General features: G+C 75.2%; 13 protein-coding genes. 2 read left to right on the forward strand and 11 right to left on the reverse strand.

Features of this window, described 5'->3' with window-relative positions:
- Positions 1–3: 3 nt before the first annotated feature.
- The 6 genes from ACIGHB_RS26915 to ACIGHB_RS26940 form a co-directional block, all read right to left on the reverse strand.
- Positions 4–1,020 carry a glycoside hydrolase family 26 protein gene (locus ACIGHB_RS26915; protein WP_399916674.1) on the reverse strand — a complete coding sequence of 339 codons (1,017 nt, stop codon included), beginning with the start codon at positions 1,018–1,020 and terminating at the stop codon, positions 4–6.
- Between the two features lie 44 nt (positions 1,021–1,064).
- Positions 1,065–1,517 carry a hypothetical protein gene (locus tag ACIGHB_RS26920; protein WP_399916493.1) on the reverse strand — a complete coding sequence of 151 codons (453 nt, stop codon included), beginning with the start codon at positions 1,515–1,517 and terminating at the stop codon, positions 1,065–1,067.
- Complete coding sequence (locus ACIGHB_RS26925; RefSeq protein ID WP_399916495.1) at positions 1,514–3,553, reverse strand: hypothetical protein; 2,040 nt, start codon at positions 3,551–3,553, stop codon at positions 1,514–1,516. The genes ACIGHB_RS26920 and ACIGHB_RS26925 overlap by 4 nt, the downstream gene beginning before the upstream one ends.
- Before the next feature lie 136 nt (positions 3,554–3,689).
- Positions 3,690–4,499: a polysaccharide deacetylase family protein gene (locus tag ACIGHB_RS26930; RefSeq protein ID WP_399916497.1), complete on the reverse strand. Its 810-nt coding sequence runs from the start codon at positions 4,497–4,499 to the stop codon at positions 3,690–3,692.
- Entirely contained in the window at positions 4,496–5,839 is a 1,344-nt protein-coding gene (locus ACIGHB_RS26935; RefSeq protein ID WP_399916499.1) for a glycosyltransferase, read from the reverse strand. Before ACIGHB_RS26935 ends, ACIGHB_RS26930 begins: the two co-directional genes overlap by 4 nt.
- A gap of 17 nt (positions 5,840–5,856) precedes the next feature.
- Positions 5,857–6,948: a GNAT family N-acetyltransferase gene (locus ACIGHB_RS26940; RefSeq protein WP_399916501.1), complete on the reverse strand. Its 1,092-nt coding sequence runs from the start codon at positions 6,946–6,948 to the stop codon at positions 5,857–5,859.
- Positions 6,949–7,058: 110 nt separating this feature from the next.
- Between ACIGHB_RS26940 and ACIGHB_RS26945 the strand changes: the two genes are divergently transcribed.
- The gene (locus ACIGHB_RS26945; RefSeq protein ID WP_399916503.1) at positions 7,059–7,688 is read left to right on the forward strand and encodes a phosphotransferase; all 630 of its coding nucleotides are present in this window, start codon (positions 7,059–7,061) and stop codon (positions 7,686–7,688) included.
- 8 nt (positions 7,689–7,696) lie between these two features.
- Here ACIGHB_RS26945 and ACIGHB_RS26950 read toward each other — a convergent pair whose 3' ends face one another.
- The 5 genes from ACIGHB_RS26950 to hutU form a co-directional block, all read right to left on the reverse strand.
- On the reverse strand, positions 7,697–8,347 hold the full coding sequence (locus tag ACIGHB_RS26950) for a hypothetical protein (protein ID WP_399916505.1): 651 nt from the start codon (positions 8,345–8,347) through the stop codon (positions 7,697–7,699).
- Positions 8,348–8,433: 86 nt separating this feature from the next.
- On the reverse strand, positions 8,434–9,603 hold the full coding sequence (hutI, locus tag ACIGHB_RS26955; RefSeq protein ID WP_399916506.1) for an imidazolonepropionase: 1,170 nt from the start codon (positions 9,601–9,603) through the stop codon (positions 8,434–8,436).
- A 41-nt stretch (positions 9,604–9,644) separates the two neighbouring features.
- Complete coding sequence (locus ACIGHB_RS26960) at positions 9,645–10,985, reverse strand: formimidoylglutamate deiminase (RefSeq protein ID WP_399916508.1); 1,341 nt, start codon at positions 10,983–10,985, stop codon at positions 9,645–9,647.
- A complete protein-coding gene (locus ACIGHB_RS26965) occupies positions 10,976–12,166 on the reverse strand; it encodes an allantoate amidohydrolase (protein WP_399916676.1) in 1,191 nt (396 codons plus the stop codon). The genes ACIGHB_RS26960 and ACIGHB_RS26965 overlap by 10 nt, the downstream gene beginning before the upstream one ends.
- A 17-nt stretch (positions 12,167–12,183) precedes the next feature.
- Positions 12,184–13,860: a urocanate hydratase gene (gene hutU / locus ACIGHB_RS26970; protein WP_388875825.1), complete on the reverse strand. Its 1,677-nt coding sequence runs from the start codon at positions 13,858–13,860 to the stop codon at positions 12,184–12,186.
- 195 nt (positions 13,861–14,055) lie between these two features.
- On the opposite strand from hutU, the gene ACIGHB_RS26975 reads away from it, so the two are divergent.
- Positions 14,056–15,417 (forward strand): diaminopimelate decarboxylase, encoded by a 1,362-nt coding sequence (locus tag ACIGHB_RS26975; RefSeq protein WP_399916509.1) that lies wholly within the window; start codon positions 14,056–14,058, stop codon positions 15,415–15,417.
- Positions 15,418–15,429: the final 12 nt, after the last annotated feature.

Raw genomic sequence — 15,429 nt, forward strand, 5'->3', positions numbered from 1 at the left:
GGGTCAGCGCCGGGGCAGGGGCTGCCGGAAGTAGGGGTCCTGTCCGGCCGTCCGGTAACCGTCGAGTCCGGGACCGGAGTTGACGGTGAGGTCGCAGCCGGGGCCCGGCACGGGCCGGTTCCAGTGGACGTACGCCTTGGCCTCGGGCAGGGTCGGCGCGACCTCCGGGATCTTGGCGTACCAGTCCCGGTGGCGCTCGGGGCGCTCCGGGTCGGGGGCGGTGGCGAACTCGGCGAGCATGACCGGCTTGTCCGCGGAGACGTTCTCGCGGAGCCAGTCGTAGGTGGGGCGCTGGCTGGCCTCGAAGTCCCGCCAGGTGTCGGTGCCGTGGCAGCGGTAGTAGTTGTACTGGTCCATGCCGATCCAGTCGACGTACCGGTCGCCGGGGTAGAGGCTCTTCATCTCGTCGGCCATGCCGAGGTAGCCGGAGACGGTCCACACCCAGACGACGTTGTCCGCGCCGAGCCTCCGGAAGCGGTCGTGGAGGTGCCGGTAGGCGGCGACGTACTCGGCGGGGGTGCCGGCGCCTTCCTTGATGCGGGCGTCGACCTCCTGGTCGAAGGAGAGGAAGACCCGCTTGCCGTACTCCTTCACGCGGCGGATCTGGGGGTCGATGATCTCGGCGTCGTACCGCCCGGAGGCGATGTTCTTCCAGCCGAGCTGGGTCTCGGTCCAGCCGGCGTGGTGGGGTTCCTTCCACACGGTGGACTCCCAGGCGAGCATCAGCAGCCGCTCGCGGCCGAGTTCGCGCTCGTCGTCGGTGAGGAGGGTCCCGTCGAGCGTGTTGCCCGACATGTCGTGGTACGTGTACACGAGGTCGAGCTTGCGGCCGATCTTCCGCTCGAAGGCGTACACCGGCCGGGTGAGCGAACTGTCCTGGTCGTAGGGGAGGTACGCGCCCCACCAGGCTCCGCAGGGGGCGACGAGCCGGGTGTCGGGGGCGCAGCGGTCGCCGCCCTCGGCGACGGTGGCCCACACCCCTATCCCGGCGGTCAGCGCGCCGACGGCGGCGAGGGCGATCGCGAGGCGTCCGGTGGCGGTGCCCCGGGCGTGGCGGCCGCCGGTCACCGGCCACCGCCGGGCCCGCGTTCACGGGACAGGAAGGACTCGGCGTCGGCGGGGGCGACGGCGCCTCTGGTGGCGGCGGGCAGCGGAAGGCCGGGGAGGAGGGCGGCGACCGTGGTGAGGGCGGCGAGCGGGACGAGGAAGGCGGGCACGGAGAAACCTCCGATCAGGAAGAGGAACGTGGCGGTGAGCGCGGCGAGGGCGAGGCTGAGCGGGGCGGCGAGCGCGAACGCCTCCAGGCGGGCGCCGGGGCGCAGTCCGCGCGGCTGCGGGTGGAGCAGGGCGGTGCCGGGGCCGAGGCAGACGAAGAGGAGGACGGGCGCCCAGCGGAGCGGGAAGCCGTCCGGGAGGAGGGTCGCGGCGAGGGCGAGCCAGCCGGAGGCGGCGACGGCGGCCCTGACCCGGTTGTTCCCCCGGTTCCGGAGGGCGGGCGCGGTCGGGTTGGTGGTCACGAGGCACCGCCCGGGGTGGTGGTCGACGGGGTGTGGTCGAGGACGATCCCGTACGGGTGCTCCTCGACGGTCCTGAACAGGGGGGACGCCTTGAGCTTGTCGCGCAGGACGGTGAAGCCGCCGGCCGGCAGCAGTCCCTCGCCGGCGGTGTAGATGTCCTGGGTGCGGGTGAGGACGACCCGGGCGGGGACACCGCGCGGGATGCGGTCGGAGAGGTAGCGGGCCGGGTCGGCGAGCATCTTCTCGTTCTCGGCGGGGTCCTGCTCGCAGAACCACCAGTGCTCGACCTCGTCGTAGCGGTGCAGGGCCTCCGGGAAGGAGCCGGAGGTGGCGAGGAGCAGCCCGTCGGCCGGCATCCGGTCGATGGCGCGGGTGACGAGGGCGGACTCGGCGGGCGGGGTGTAGTACATGGCGTCCTTGCCGTAGTACGCGGGCAGGAAGCCGGCGGTCAGGGCGAGGAGGACGGCCGGGAGGGCGACGGCGGTGACCCGGCGGCGGGTGACGGCGGCGCGGCTGCGGCGGGCGCCCGCGGCGGCGGGGACGAGCGCGGCGGCGGCGAAGAACGCGGCGCCGGGCAGCCCGAAGAGGTAGACGCGGAAGAGCATCTCGCCGCCGTAGTCGTTGACGGCGAAGAGCGGTACGGGGGCGGCGGAGGCGAGCAGCAGCGGCAGGGCGCCGCGGGTGAGGCGGCGGCGGAGCAGGACGGCGACGCCGGCGAAGAGGACGACGGCGAGGGCCATGGCGATGCCGGCCCGGCCGGCGAGTTCGGGCCCGGGTCCGGTGAGCTGTCCGGTGTATCCGGCCCGGGAGTTCTGGGTGAGCCGGCCGAGGGAGTCCTTGAGGGTGCCGAGGGTCTCCAGGAACAGCGGACGGCCCATGGTGAGGTTCCAGGCCAGCATGATCAGGCCGGTGACGGCGAGGAGGCCGAGGTTGCGGTAGCGGCGGGTGAGGCAGAGGGCGGCCAGGACGACGCAGAGCATGACCGGGGTGAGCTGGTGAACCGCGTTGATCCCCAGGATCAGCGGGGACAGGATCAGCACCCCGGCGGCCCGCTGCCGGGTCGTCGTGGACGGCGGCACGGCGGCGGCGGCCGGGTCGAGCGCGGCGCGGTCGCGGAGCCGTCCGGCGGAGCCGGGCCGGACGAAGTGGCGCAGCACCACGGCGAGCACGGTCAGGTGGAGGACGTAGGCGAGGCCCTGCGGGGCGAGGTAGTCCTGGCCGACCCAGTTGGCGAGCTGGAAGATCCAGACGGCGGTCCAGACGAGCCGCCAGTCCTCGGTGAAGGTGCGGTAGAGCAGCACGAGCACCGGGAGGAGGATCAGGCCGAGGACGATGGGCGCCCAGTTGAGGTAGACGGCGGTGGACTCGACGCCGAAGGCGCGGACGAGGGCCGCGTTGAGGGTGAAGAAGCCGGGCCACTGGTCGTAGGCGGACATGTTGCCGGACAGGGCGGCGTGCGGGCGGAGTTCGCCGGCGCCGAGGATGGTGTTGACGACGGCGTCGTGCTTGGACGCCCACGGGTAGCGCACCGAGTCGTAGAGGACGGCGGGCGCCGCCTTGAGGGCGACGAGGAGGCCGACACAGTAGACGAGCGGCCAGCCCGGCGAGGTCCCGGCGCGGCGCAGCGCCACCAGGAAACCGGCGGTGAGGACGGCGAGGGAGGCGTAGAAGGGGACGGGCAGCCGGTCGAGGAGCCCGTAGTCGTCCATCGTGCGGAAGTCGACCAGGGGCAGCGAGAGCCCCCACAGGCCGAGGCCGAGCACCAGGAGGGCGGGGGGCAGCCAGGCGAGGGCGGGAACGGCGGTGCGGCGCGGCTGCGGCTGCGGCTGCGGCTGCGGCGGCCCCGGACGGCTGTCGTCCTCCTGGGCGAGGGCGCCGGGCTGCGCGGGCGGCCCCGGACGGCTGTCGTCCTCGTGGCCGGGGGCGGCGGTCAGCGCGGGCGGCGCCGGGCTGTCGTCCTCCCGGCCGGGGGCGCCGGGCTGCGCGGGTACGGACCCCTCGCTCACCGGCGCGGGCTCCTGGTGGTGCTGTGGCACGACGCGTTCTCCCCCCACTGTCCCCTCGGACGAGGCAAGGGAACGTACTTCGGTTCCGTCCTGGTACACAACTCCCGTCTCGCGCACGGGCTTTGTCGATCTTGGTCCGGCTTGTCCGGCCGGTCCCGCCGGCCGCTCAGCCGGCGAACTCCGGCCCCTTCACCAGCGCCTTCGCCCTGCGGTAGAGCCGCCAGCCGACGGTGGGGAGCGAGTCGGGGTACGGGGCGGTCCTGGCGCCCCTGCCCTCCATCCACGCCTCGACGTCCGCGGCGGTGTGGTCGCGGCGGACGATGAGCCGGGCGATCCGGAAGAGCTCGTCGGTCCGGGAGCTGAGCGCGTGCCGGACGGCGACGGCGGAGGCGTACCCGGCGGCGCGCGCGGCCCGGCGGACGGCGGGGCTGTTGTAGCCGTGCGGGTAGGCGAGGTGGCGGACCTCGTGGCCGAGGACGTCCTCCAGTTCGGCCTTGGAGTCGCGCAGTTCGGCGCGGAGGGCGGCGGGGCGGAGGGTGTCGAGCTGCGGGTGGCTGACGGTGTGACCGCCGACCTCCATCCCGTACTCCTCCAGGCGCGGGGCCTGCGCCAGGGTCATCATCGGCGCGGGCGGCAGGAGGCACGGCCGGCCGGGGGCGAGGGCGCCGGTGGTGAGGTACGCGGTGGCGGGCAGGGCCCGGGCGGCCAGCGCCTCCGCGGTGGGTCCCGCGAGGTCGGCGAAGCCGTCGTCGAAGGTGAGGACGACGGGCCGGGGCGGCAGCGGGGTCCCGGCGGCGAGGTGCCCGACGAGCGCGCCGACGGTGAGCGGGGTCCGGCCGCTGCCGGTGACCGCGTCCAGATGGGAGGCGAACTGGCAGGGGGTGACGGTGAATTCGGCGATCCAGGCCGGCGGGTCGTCCATCACCGGGTGGTAGAGGAGGACGGGGATGCGGGTGTGCGCGGGGGCGCCGCTCATCGGGAGGCTCCGTTCGTCCGTGCCCGCGCCCCGGTCCGGTCCGCGAGGCCGGTCCTCCGCGCCGCGAGGCCGTTCATCCGGGCCTTGAGGTAGCCCAGCGGGCCGTACAGCATGCCGCGCCGCTCCAGGCGGGAGAGGGAGGCGGGCCACGGGTGGTGCCGGGTGCCGTGCTCGCCGGGGACCCCGTCCGCGCCCTGGGGGGCGCCGCGCTCCGCCGTCATGGTCCGGGCGTGCGCGAGGCCGCGCGGAACCCTCGCGAGGAGCGCGGGGAGCAGGGCGGGGCGGCGGACCAGGGTGGCGGTGAGGTACGCGGTGAGGCCGGCGCCGTAGCCGTACGCCTGGTTCCTGAGGTCCTGCCAGGTCTCGCGGTGGTGGTGCCACACGAGGGCGTCGGGCGTGTAGCGGAGCCGGTGCCCGGCGGCGAGGACGGCGACGAAGGCGTACAGGTCGTCACCGCCCTTCGCCGGCGTCCCGGTGCCGGTGGCCGGGTCGAAGCCGCCCGCGCGGCGGAGCGCGGAGGCCCGGAAGGCCATGTTGGCGCCGGAGCCGAAGCTGCCGGCCGTGAACGGGAAGAGCGGTTCGTCGGCGGGCGGCCGGGCCGGGTCGTACAGCCGGGGCGCGAAGCCCTTCGCGAAGCCGCCGTGGGACTCCAGGAGGATCTGGGCGGGGGTGGTGAGCCGGGCGGGCAGGATCAGGCCGGTGACGCAGCCGAGCCCGGGGTCGGCGGCGAAGGGCGCGGCGAGCGCGCTCAGCCAGCGCGGGTCGGCGATCACGTCGTCGTCGGTGAAGGCCAGGACCTCCCCTGCGGCGGCGGCGACCCCGGCGTTGTGGGCGGCGGCGAGGCCCGGCCGGTCCTCGCGCACGTACCGGACGCGGCCCGCGTACCGCTCCGTGACCAGGTCGCGGGTGGCGGAGGTGCGGGGCGCGTTGTCGACGACGATCAGTTCGTGGTCGGGGTGGTCCTGCGCGAGCAGCGAGTCCAGGGCGCGGGCGAGGGACCCGGCGCGCTCGCGGGTGGCGACGATCACGGAGGCACGGGGCGGGGACGGGGGCTCCGGCAGGAGGGGCGCCGCTTCCCGCGCGGCGAGCCGTTCGGCGTCGGCATGGAGAGCGGCGCTCTCCCTCAGCCGTTTCTCCGCGAGCGCGGCGAGCACCTCGGCCGGGTCCTCGCCCTCCGCGTACCGGCCGAGGACGGTGGCGGCGGGGCGGCCGTCGACGCGGACGAGGGCGTAGACGTCGCCGGGGACGGGCTCGTCCGCTCCGGGCGCGGGACGGAGCCGGGGCCCGGCCGCGCCCAGCTCCAGCTCGGCGACGGAGACGGCGGAGTGCTGCTGGTTCATCGGTGCTTCCCCGGGACTCAGCGGTCGCCGCGCAGGCGGGCGGCCGTGTTCAGCGCCTCGCGGGCGCGGGCGGCCAGCGCCGGACGGGACCGGACGTAGGCATGGGCGGCGCGGACCGGCTCGCGGCGCAGCCAGTGCAGGGCGGTGCGCGGGTCGGGCCGGGTGACGGCGCCCTCGTACACGGTGAGCTCGCCGGTCTTCAGGGAGTCCTTGTACTCGGCGGCGCCCCGCCCGAGGTCGAGCATCCCGATGCCGGCCTCCGCCGCGCCCGCCGCCATCCGGAGGTGGAGGACGAGACCCGGGGAGTACTTGGCGTACCCGGGGTCGTACGCGGGGAACCAGCACGACAGGACCGTCGCGGACCGCAGCCCGAAGTGGGCGGCGATCGGGCGGTCGCCCGCGTACAGCACGGACAGGACGCCGGAGCAGCCGGGCGCGCGCTCTTCGTGGAGCCGGCGGACCAGGGCGCTGATCCACTCCTGGGCGAAGCGGTCGCCGCGCCCGGTGCGGCGGTACTGGGCGGACTTCCACGCCATGAGGGTGCGCAGGGCGGCCGGGTCCCGCTCGTCGAAGACGAACCGCACCTCGCCGTCGGCCTGCCGGGCGAGCTTGCGGTCCTTGGCGAGGGTGGTCTTCAGGAACTTCGGCGACTGGACGCGCAGCAGCGCCTCGTAGGCCGGGTACCCCTCGCCGACGTCGATGACGGGCGAGGCGAAGGACTCGTCGGCGGCGCCCTCGAAGACGGGCTGCCCGGTCTCCAGGTTGTCGTACTCCCAGAAGACGAGCCCGCAGGCGCGGAGCAACGCCCGCGCACCGGGCCGGAGTCCGGGCCGGAAGACACCGCCCTGACTGTCGGACACGCCGAAGCCGATGGCCCTCCCGCGCCCCAGCGGCCCCTTCTCGTACGGGAAGAAGCCGACGGGCTCGCCGTTCTCCCACCACACGGCGACCCGCGAGCGGGGCCGCACGGAACCGACGGCGAGGGTGAACTCCGGTTCCATGAACGGGTTCGCGGGAGCGCCGGACTTGGCCCGCAGCTCCCGCCACGCCTCGATCTCCCGCGCGCCCAGCTCCCCCGGCCGCACGACCCGCACACGCCAAGCACTCACCTAGCCGACCCCCCGGTCATCCCCCTGAGCACTACCAGGACAGGACGGTACCGGCCCGAACCCCTCCCCGGCAGGCATACTCGGCGTTTCGATCACGGAGGGGGAGCAGAGTGACCGGGACGCTGCTGGGACGGGGCCGCACGGCCGACGTGTACGCGACCGACGACGGGGCCTGGGTGCTGCGCCGCTACCGCGACGGCGGGGACACCGCCCGCGAGGCGGCGCTGATGGTCCGGCTCGCCGAGGCCGGCTATCCGGTCCCGGCGGTCCGCGGGGCGGCCGGACCGGACCTGGTCATGGAGCGGCTGCGCGGCCCGTCGCTGATGGAGGCGGTGCTGTCGGGGACGCACACGCCGGAGGAGGCCGGGCGGCTGCTCGCGGAGCTGCTGAACCGCCTGCACGCGGTGCCGGGCCGGATGGTCCACCTGGACCTGCATCCGGAGAACGTGGTCCTCGCCGAGCGGGGCCCGGTGGTCATCGACTGGCGCACGGCGCGGGAGGACACCGACCCGGGCCTGGACCGCGCCATGACGGCGCTGCTCCTCGCGGAGGTCGCCGTCTCCCCCGCCCCGTACGCCGGGGGCGCCCGGGCCGCTCTCGCCGCCCTCCTGGCGGCTTCCCCCGGCCCCCTCCTCCTGACGGAGGCCCGCCGCCGCCGGGCCGCCGACCCGAACCTGACACCGGCGGAGGTGGACGCGCTGGGCGGGGCGGAGGAGCTGGTGCGGGCGCCGGCGGGGTGATGGAGGGGTCAGGACTGGGGGCGGTCGATGACGGGCTTTCTGCGGACGTCGGTCACCTTCACCTCGGGTGACCCGGGGACCCCGAACGGTTCGGCGGTCACCATGGTCCGGTAGCCCGTCACGTCGACGGCCACGTCGCCGCCGAAACGGCCGAGGCGCAGGTCGATCCGGGCCACGGGCGAGCCGTGGTGCCCCTGGATGCGGTGGATGCGCTCGGCCGGGTAGCCGAGGGCGAGCAGCTGGGCGCGCAGCCGCGGGTAGTCGGCCGGGCCGGTCGGGAACGCCTGGGTGATGCGCTGATGGTGGTGGCCCCCGACGCACTGTTCGATCAGGCCGAGGGGCACCTCGTCCACGGTGGTGCCGGTCACCGCCGACGGGCTCGTGCCCTGCGGCCGGGACGGCAGGCAGGTGTCGACGATGTTCCCCGCCCACGTCCGGAACCGGGCCTCCGTCGGCGCGCCCCACGGCGCCTTGGCGGGGGGCTTGGGCACGGGCGGCTTGACCAGGGCCCGGGCGGCCTTCGCCTTGGCGGCGGCCCTGGCCGCGACCTGGTCCGCCGGCGTGGCGGCGGCCGCGGTGCCGGTGCCGCCGGCGGTCAGGAGGAGGGCGCCGAGGACGGCGGCGGTGACGGTCTTCGGGAGGCGCTGGACGGTTCGCATGCGGGAATCATGCGGGCGGCCCCGGACCGCCCACATGAGTACGGCTACTCAACTGCCCTTCGTGCACGCCCCGGTCGTCCCCCGCGTCACACGACGCGGACGCCCCGCCGCCAGACCCCCGACACCAGCGGCACACCCGGGCGGTAGGCCAGGTGGACGTGGAAGGGGGCGTCCAGGAGCGTGAGGTCGGCGCGGGCGCCGGGCGTCAGGCGGCCGACGTCGGTGCGGCGGAGGGCCGCGGCGCCGCCGGCGGTGGCGGACCAGACGGCCTCGTCGGGGGTCATGCCCATGTCGCGGACGGCGAGGGCGATGCAGAAGGGCACCGACGAGGTGAAGGAGGAGCCCGGGTTGCAGTCCGTGGAGAGGGCGACCGTCACGCCGGCATCGAGCAGGCGGCGGGCGTCCGGCCAAGGGGCGCGGGTGGAGAACTCGGCGCCGGGGAGGAGCGTGGCGACCGTGTTCCCGGAGGCCAGCGCGTCGACGTCGGCGTCCGTGAGGTGGGTGCAGTGGTCGGCGCTCGCCGCGTCCAGCTCCACCGCGAGCCGCACGCCGGGGCCGTACGAGAGCTGGTTGGCGTGCACACGGGCTCGCAGGCCCTTGGCCTGGCCCGCGGTGAGGATCGCGCGGGCCTGGTCGCCGTCGAAGGCGCCCTTCTCGCAGAAGACGTCGACCCAGCGGGCGTACGGCGCGCAGGCGTCCAGCATCGGGCCGGTGACCAGGTCGACGTAGGCCGCCGGGTCGTCGGCGTAGTCCGGGGAGACGATGTGGGCGCCGAGGTAGGTCACCTCGTCGGTGTGCTCGGCGGCGATGCGGAGCGCGCGGGCCTCGTCCTCGACGGTCAGGCCATAGCCGGACTTGGTCTCGAAGGTGGTGGTGCCCTGGCGCAGCGCCTCCCGCAGGAGGCGGGCCACGTTCGCCGAGAGCTCGGCGTCGCTCGCCGCCCGCGTCGCCGCGACCGTGGTGCGGATGCCGCCCGCCTTGTACGGCTGCCCGGACATGCGGGCGTTGAACTCGGCGGTGCGGTCGCCCGCGAAGACGAGGTGGGAGTGGGAGTCGACGAAGCCGGGGAGGACGGCGCGGCCCTCGGCGTCGATCCGGGCGTCCGCGTCCGGGGCCTGGGCCGCCGGGCCCGCCCAGGCGACCGTCCCGCCCTCCAGGACGAGGGCGGCGTCCTGGACCAGGCCGAGGGGGCCCTCGCCGAGGGCGGGGTCGTTGGTGACCAGGCTGCCGATGTTCGTGAGGAGGGTCGTCGTCATGTGCGTGCTCTCCGGTGGGGGGTTCGGGTGCGGTCCTGCGGTCAGCTGCGGAGGGCGGCGATCGCGTCCGTCAGGGCGCCCGCCGCGTCCGGTACGGAGACGTGGACGCCGTCCCGGACGATCACCCGGCCGCCGACGACGACGTGCCGGACGTCGGCCGCCGTCGCCGCGAAGACGGCGGTCTCGGGGGCGAGGCGCGGTACCGGTCCGGCGGTGCGGACCGAGTCGAGGGCGATCGTCGTGAAGTCGGCGAGGGCGCCGGCCTCCAGCGCCCCCGCGTCGGGCCTGCCGAGGGCCGCGTGGCCGTCGGCGGAGGCGGCGCGGAGCAGCGCCGCGGCGGTCCAGTGGCCCCGGATGTGGCTGCGCAGCCGCTCGTTCAGCTCCATGGCCCGCGCCTCCTCCAGGAGGTCGATGACGGCGTGGCTGTCGCTGCCGAGGGAGAGCGGGGAGCCGGCCTTCTGGAGGGCGACGGCGGGCCCGATGCCGTCGGCGAGGTCGCGTTCGGTCGTCGGGCACATGCAGGTGCCGGTGGAGGTGGAGCCGACGAGCGCGATGTCGTCGTCGGTCATGTGGGTGTTGTGGACGCCGGTGGTGCGCGGGCCGAGGACGCCGTGGTCGGCGAGGAGCCGGGTCGGGGTGGTGCCGTGGGCGGCGTGGCACGCCTCGTTCTCGGCGGTCTGCTCGGAGAGGTGGACGTGGAGCGGGGCCCCCCGCTCCTCGGCCCAGCGGGCGACCGTGGCCAGCTGGTCGGCGGGGACGGCGCGGACGGAGTGGATCGCCGCTCCGATCCGTACGCCGTCCCGGTCCTTCAGGGCGCTCACCCGCTCGGCCCACTTGTCGGCGGTGCCGTCGGAGAAGCGGAGCTGGTGGTGCTCGGGGGCGGCGCCGAAGCCGGCGGAGAGGTAGGCGGTGTCGAGGAGGGTGATGCGGATGCCGGCCTCCTGGGCCGCCGCGATCAGGGCCTCGCCCATGGCGTTGGGGTCGGCGTAGGGGGTGCCGCCGGGGGCGTGGTGGAGGTAGTGGAACTCGCCGACGGCGGTGATGCCGGCCAGCGCCATCTCGGTGTACACGGCCCGGGCGAGCGCGAAGTAGCTGTCCGGGGTGAGCCGCTGGGCGACGCCGTACATGACCTCGCGCCAGGTCCAGAAGGTGCCGGAGCCGACCTGGACGGTGCCGCGCAGGGCCCGGTGGAAGGCGTGGCTGTGGGCGTTCGCGAGCCCCGGGACGGTGAAGCCGCGCAGCACGACCGCGCCGGGCGGCGGGGCGTCCACCCCGGTGCGGACGGCGGCGATCCGCCCGTCGGCGGAGACGTCCAGGGCGACGCCCGGCTCGGCGTAGGTGCCGAGCCAGGCGTGCTCCAGCCAGTACGTCGTCAGCGGCACGCCAGCTCCTCCAGTACGTCGGCGAGTGCGAGGACCCCGGCGACGCAGTCGTCCTCGGCGGCGTGTTCGGCCGGGGAGTGCGAGACGCCGGTGGGGTTCCGTACGAACAGCATGGCGGTCGGGACCGATTCCGACAGGATGCCCGCGTCGTGTCCCGCGCCGGTGCCGAGGACGGGGGTCCTCTCGCCGAGGACGCGGCCCAGCTCGTCGCGGAGGGCGTGCGAGAAGTCCACGACGGGGGTGTACGACTCCTGGACGACGGCGAGGTCGATGCCGTGCCGTTCGGCGTACTCCCGGGCGGCGGTCTCGACGCCGGTGACGACGGCGTCCAGGGACGCCTGGTCGGCGGCGCGGGCGTCGAGCCAGCCGCGGACCAGCGACGGGATCGCGTTGACGCCGTTGGGCTCGACGGCGATCTTGCCGAAGGTGGCGACGGCGCCCGCGAGTTCGGCCTCGCGGCGGGCGGCGAGGACCGTCTCGGCGTAGGTGAGCATCGGGTCGCGGCGGTCGACCAGGCGGGTGGTGCCCGCGTGGTTGGCCTCGCCGGCGAAGTCGTACCGCCAGCGGCCGTGCGGCCAGATCGCGGAGGCGATGCCGACGGCGTCCCCGGAGAGGTCGAGGGCCCGGCCCTGTTCGACGTGGAGCTCGACGAAGGCGCCGATCCGGGCGAGCCGCTCCGGGTCGGGGCCGATCCGCTCGGGGTCGTATCCGGCCTTCTCCATGGCCTGCGGGAGGGTGATGCCGTCCGCGTCGCGGAGCTCGTACGCCCGCTCCTTCGTCAGCCGGCCGGCGGTGAGGCGGGAGCCGACGCAGGCGAGGCCGAAGCGGGCGCCCTCCTCGTCGCCGAAGTTGACGATGGCGAGGGGCCGCTTGAACGAGGCGCCGCGGGCGCGGAGTTCGTCGAGGGCGGCGAAGGCGGAGACGACGCCGAGGGGGCCGTCGAAGGCGCCGCCGTCGGGCACGGAGTCCAGGTGGGAGCCGGTGACGACGGCGTCGCCGGCGGCCGGGTCGCCGAGCCAGGCCCACTGGTTGCCGTTGCGGTCGGTCTCGACGTCCAGGCGGCGGGCCTCGGCCTGCATCCGGAACCAGAGCCGGCAGTCGGCGTCGGCCTCGGTCCAGGCGTAGCGGCGGTAGCCACCGGAGGCGGCGCTGCGGCCGAGGGGCCGCAGCGACCGCCACATGGCGTGGAAGGTGGCGCTCACGCGCCGGCCTCGTCCTCGGCGCCCTCGCGCATCGGGACGCGGACGCCCTTCTCGTCGGCGACGCGCTCGGCGATGTCGTAGCCGGCGTCGACGTGGCGGATGACGCCCATGCCGGGGTCGTTGGTGAGCACGCGGCGGATCTTCTCGCCGGCGAGCGCGGTGCCGTCGGCCACCGAGACCTGCCCGGCGTGGATCGAGCGGCCCATGCCGACGCCGCCGCCGTGGTGGATCGAGACCCAGGAGGCGCCGGAGGCGACGTTGACCATGGCGTTGAGGAGCGGCCAGTCGGCGATGGCGTCGGAGCCGTCGAGCATGGCCTCGGTCTCGCGGTACGGGGAGGCGACGGAGCCGCAGTCGAGGTGGTCGCGGCCGATGGCGAGGGGGGCGGCGAGGGTGCCGTCGGCGACCATGTCGTTGAACATGGCGCCGGCCTTGTCGCGCTCGCCCTGGCCGAGCCAGCAGATGCGGGCCGGCAGGCCCTGGAAGTGGACGCGCTCGCCGGCCATCTTGATCCAGCGGTGGAGCGATTCGTTCTCCGGGAAGAGGTCGAGGATCGCCTTGTCCGTCTTGTGGATGTCGGACGCCTCGCCGGAGAGGGCGGCCCAGCGGAAGGGGCCCTTGCCCTCGCAGAACAGCGGGCGGATGTACGCCGGGACGAAACCGGGGAAGGCGAAGGCGCGGTCGTAGCCGGCCAACTGGGCCTCGCCGCGGATGGAGTTGCCGTAGTCGAAGACCTCGGCGCCGGCGTCCATGAAGCCGACCATGGCCTCGACGTGCCTCGCCATCGACTCGCGGGCCTTGGCGGTGAACCCGGCCGGGTCCTTCGCCGCCGCGTCCGCCATGTCCTCGAAGGCGACGCCGACGGGGAGGTACGACAGCGGGTCGTGGGCCGAGGTCTGGTCGGTGACGATGTCGATCGGGGCGCCCTCGGCGAGCAGCTGCGGGACCAGCTCGGCGGCGTTGCCGAGGAGGCCGATGGAGAGCGGGCGGCGGGCGTCCCGGGCCTCGACGGCGAGGCGGAGGGCGTGGGCGACGTCGTCGGCCCTGACGTCCAGGTAGCGGTGCTCGATGCGGCGCTCGATGGCGCGCGGGTCGACGTCGACACAGATCGCGACGCCGTCGTTCATCGTCACGGCGAGCGGCTGGGCGCCGCCCATGCCGCCGAGGCCGGCGGTGAGGGTGATGGTGCCGGCCAGGGTGCCGCCGAACTTCTTGGCGGCGACGGCGGCGAAGGTCTCGTAGGTGCCCTGGAGGATGCCCTGGGTGCCGATGTAGATCCAGGAGCCAGCGGTCATCTGGCCGTACATGGTGAGGCCGAGCTGCTCCAGGCGCCGGAACTCCTCCCAGTTGGCCCAGTCGCCGACCAGGTTGGAGTTGGCGATGAGGACGCGGGGGGCCCACTCGTGGGTCTGCATGACGCCGACCGGGCGGCCGGACTGGACCAGCATGGTCTCGTCCTGCTTGAGGGTGCGCAGCGTGCGGACCATGGCGTCGAAGGAGCGCCAGTCGCGGGCGGCCTTGCCGGTGCCGCCGTAGACGACGAGCTTGTCGGGGTGCTCGGCGACCTCGGGGTCGAGGTTGTTCTGGAGCATCCGGAGGGCGGCCTCCTGCTGCCATCCCAGGGCGCTCAGTTCCGTACCGCGCGGGGCCCGTACGGGGCGGGGTCCTGACATGGCGTGCCTCCTCGAATGTCGTTCAGATATTCACATCCTGGCGTGCTGAATAGTTGTAGTCAACAGGGCGCGGGGCCTGCACCCGTGCACGGGTACGCGTCCGGGGGCTCCCGCCCGGCGCCACACGCCCCGGTGCGCCCCCTTCGCGCCCTCCGCGCACACGCCCCGGTGACGGCCCGCCCCGGGCCCGCCAGGATGGAGCCCATGGCCTCCTACCGCCGTGACCTCGCCGTCCGAGCCGCCGTCGCCCGAGGGCTCCTCGCCCCCGCCGCCCCTCCCGCCCCGGGGATCCGCACCCCCGCCGCCGCCCCCGTCGTCGCCCTGCTCGACACCGTCGGCATCCGGGCCTCCGCCGCCGCCCTGACCAGCGCCTTCGCCGCCGTCACCGACGCCGAGGTGCTGCACGCCTTCGCCGTGAAGGCCGCCCCGCTCGTCCCCGTCCTGCGCCTGCTCGCCGACGCGGGCATCGGCGCCGAGGTGGCGAGCCCGGGCGAACTGGCCCTCGCCCGCGCCGCCGGGCTGCCCCCGTCCCGTACGGTCCTCGACTCGCCCGCCAAGACCCCCGCCGAACTCCGCGAGGCGCTCGCCCTCGGGATCGCCGTCAACGCCGACAACCTCCAGGAACTGGCCCGCATCGACGCCCTGGTCGCCTCCGCCCCCACCGCCTCGCCGCTCGGGCTCCGGGTCAACCCGCAGGTCGGCGCGGGGACGATCGGCGCCCTGTCCACCGCCACCGCCACCTCCAAGTTCGGCGTCGCCCTGCGCGACGAGGGCGCCCGCGAGGCCGTCGTCCAGGCGTACCTCGACCGCCCCTGGCTCACCCGGCTGCACACCCACACCGGCTCCCAGGGCGTCCCGCTCACCCTGATGGCCGAAGGCGTCCGGACCGCGTACGAACTGGCCGAGGAGATCAACACCAAGGCGGGCCGCCGGCAGATCGACACCGTCGACCTCGGCGGCGGCCTCCCGGTCAACTTCGCCTCCGACGAGGAGACCCCCACCTACGCCGAGTACGCCCGGCTGCTCGCCGCCACCGCCCCCGGCCTCCTCGACGGCCGCTACCGCCTCGTCACCGAGTTCGGCCGCTCCCTGCTCGCCAAGCACGGCACGGTCCTCACCCGCGTCGAGTACACCAAGACCTCCGGCGGACGCCCGATCGCCGTCACCCACGCGGGCGTGCAGCTCGCCACCCGGACCGTGTACGCCCCCGAGGCGTGGCCGCTGCGGATCCTCGCGTACGACTCCGAGGGCCGCCCCCGGGCCGGCGAGCCCACCGTCCAGGACGTGGCGGGCCCCGCCTGCTTCGCCGGGGACCTGCTCGCCGCCGGGCGCGCCCTGCCGCTGCTCCACCCCGGCGACGTGGTCGCCGTCCCGGACACCGGCGCCTACGCCTTCGCCCACCACTACGCCTACAACTCGCTGCCCCGCCCCGCCGTGCACGGCTTCACCGTCACCGGCGACGGCACCGTCTCCTTCGCCCTCGTCCGGCCCGCCCAGACCACGGAGGAGATCGTCGCCGAGGCCGGCGGCGCGCACGCGGACGCGCTCGTCCGGTAGCGCGGGAGCGGC

It is taken from the genome of Streptomyces sp. NPDC085460 (assembly GCF_044541975.1).
GTDB lineage: Bacteria > Actinomycetota > Actinomycetes > Streptomycetales > Streptomycetaceae > Streptomyces.

What these genes read in the sequence shown, in the direction of transcription:
- ACIGHB_RS26930 (WP_399916497.1), bottom strand. Translation starts at nt 4,499, where the DNA reads ATGAGCGGCGCCCCCGCGCACACCCGCATCCCCGTCCTCCTCTACCAC.
- ACIGHB_RS26935 (WP_399916499.1), bottom strand. Translation starts at nt 5,839, where the DNA reads ATGAACCAGCAGCACTCCGCCGTCTCCGTCGCCGAGCTGGAGCTGGGC.
- ACIGHB_RS26950 (WP_399916505.1), bottom strand. Translation starts at nt 8,347, where the DNA reads ATGCGAACCGTCCAGCGCCTCCCGAAGACCGTCACCGCCGCCGTCCTC.
- hutI (WP_399916506.1), bottom strand. Translation starts at nt 9,603, where the DNA reads ATGACGACGACCCTCCTCACGAACATCGGCAGCCTGGTCACCAACGAC.
- ACIGHB_RS26965 (WP_399916676.1), bottom strand. Translation starts at nt 12,166, where the DNA reads ATGTGGCGGTCGCTGCGGCCCCTCGGCCGCAGCGCCGCCTCCGGTGGC.
- hutU (WP_388875825.1), bottom strand. Translation starts at nt 13,860, where the DNA reads ATGTCAGGACCCCGCCCCGTACGGGCCCCGCGCGGTACGGAACTGAGC.
- ACIGHB_RS26975 (WP_399916509.1), top strand. Translation starts at nt 14,056, where the DNA reads ATGGAGCCCATGGCCTCCTACCGCCGTGACCTCGCCGTCCGAGCCGCC.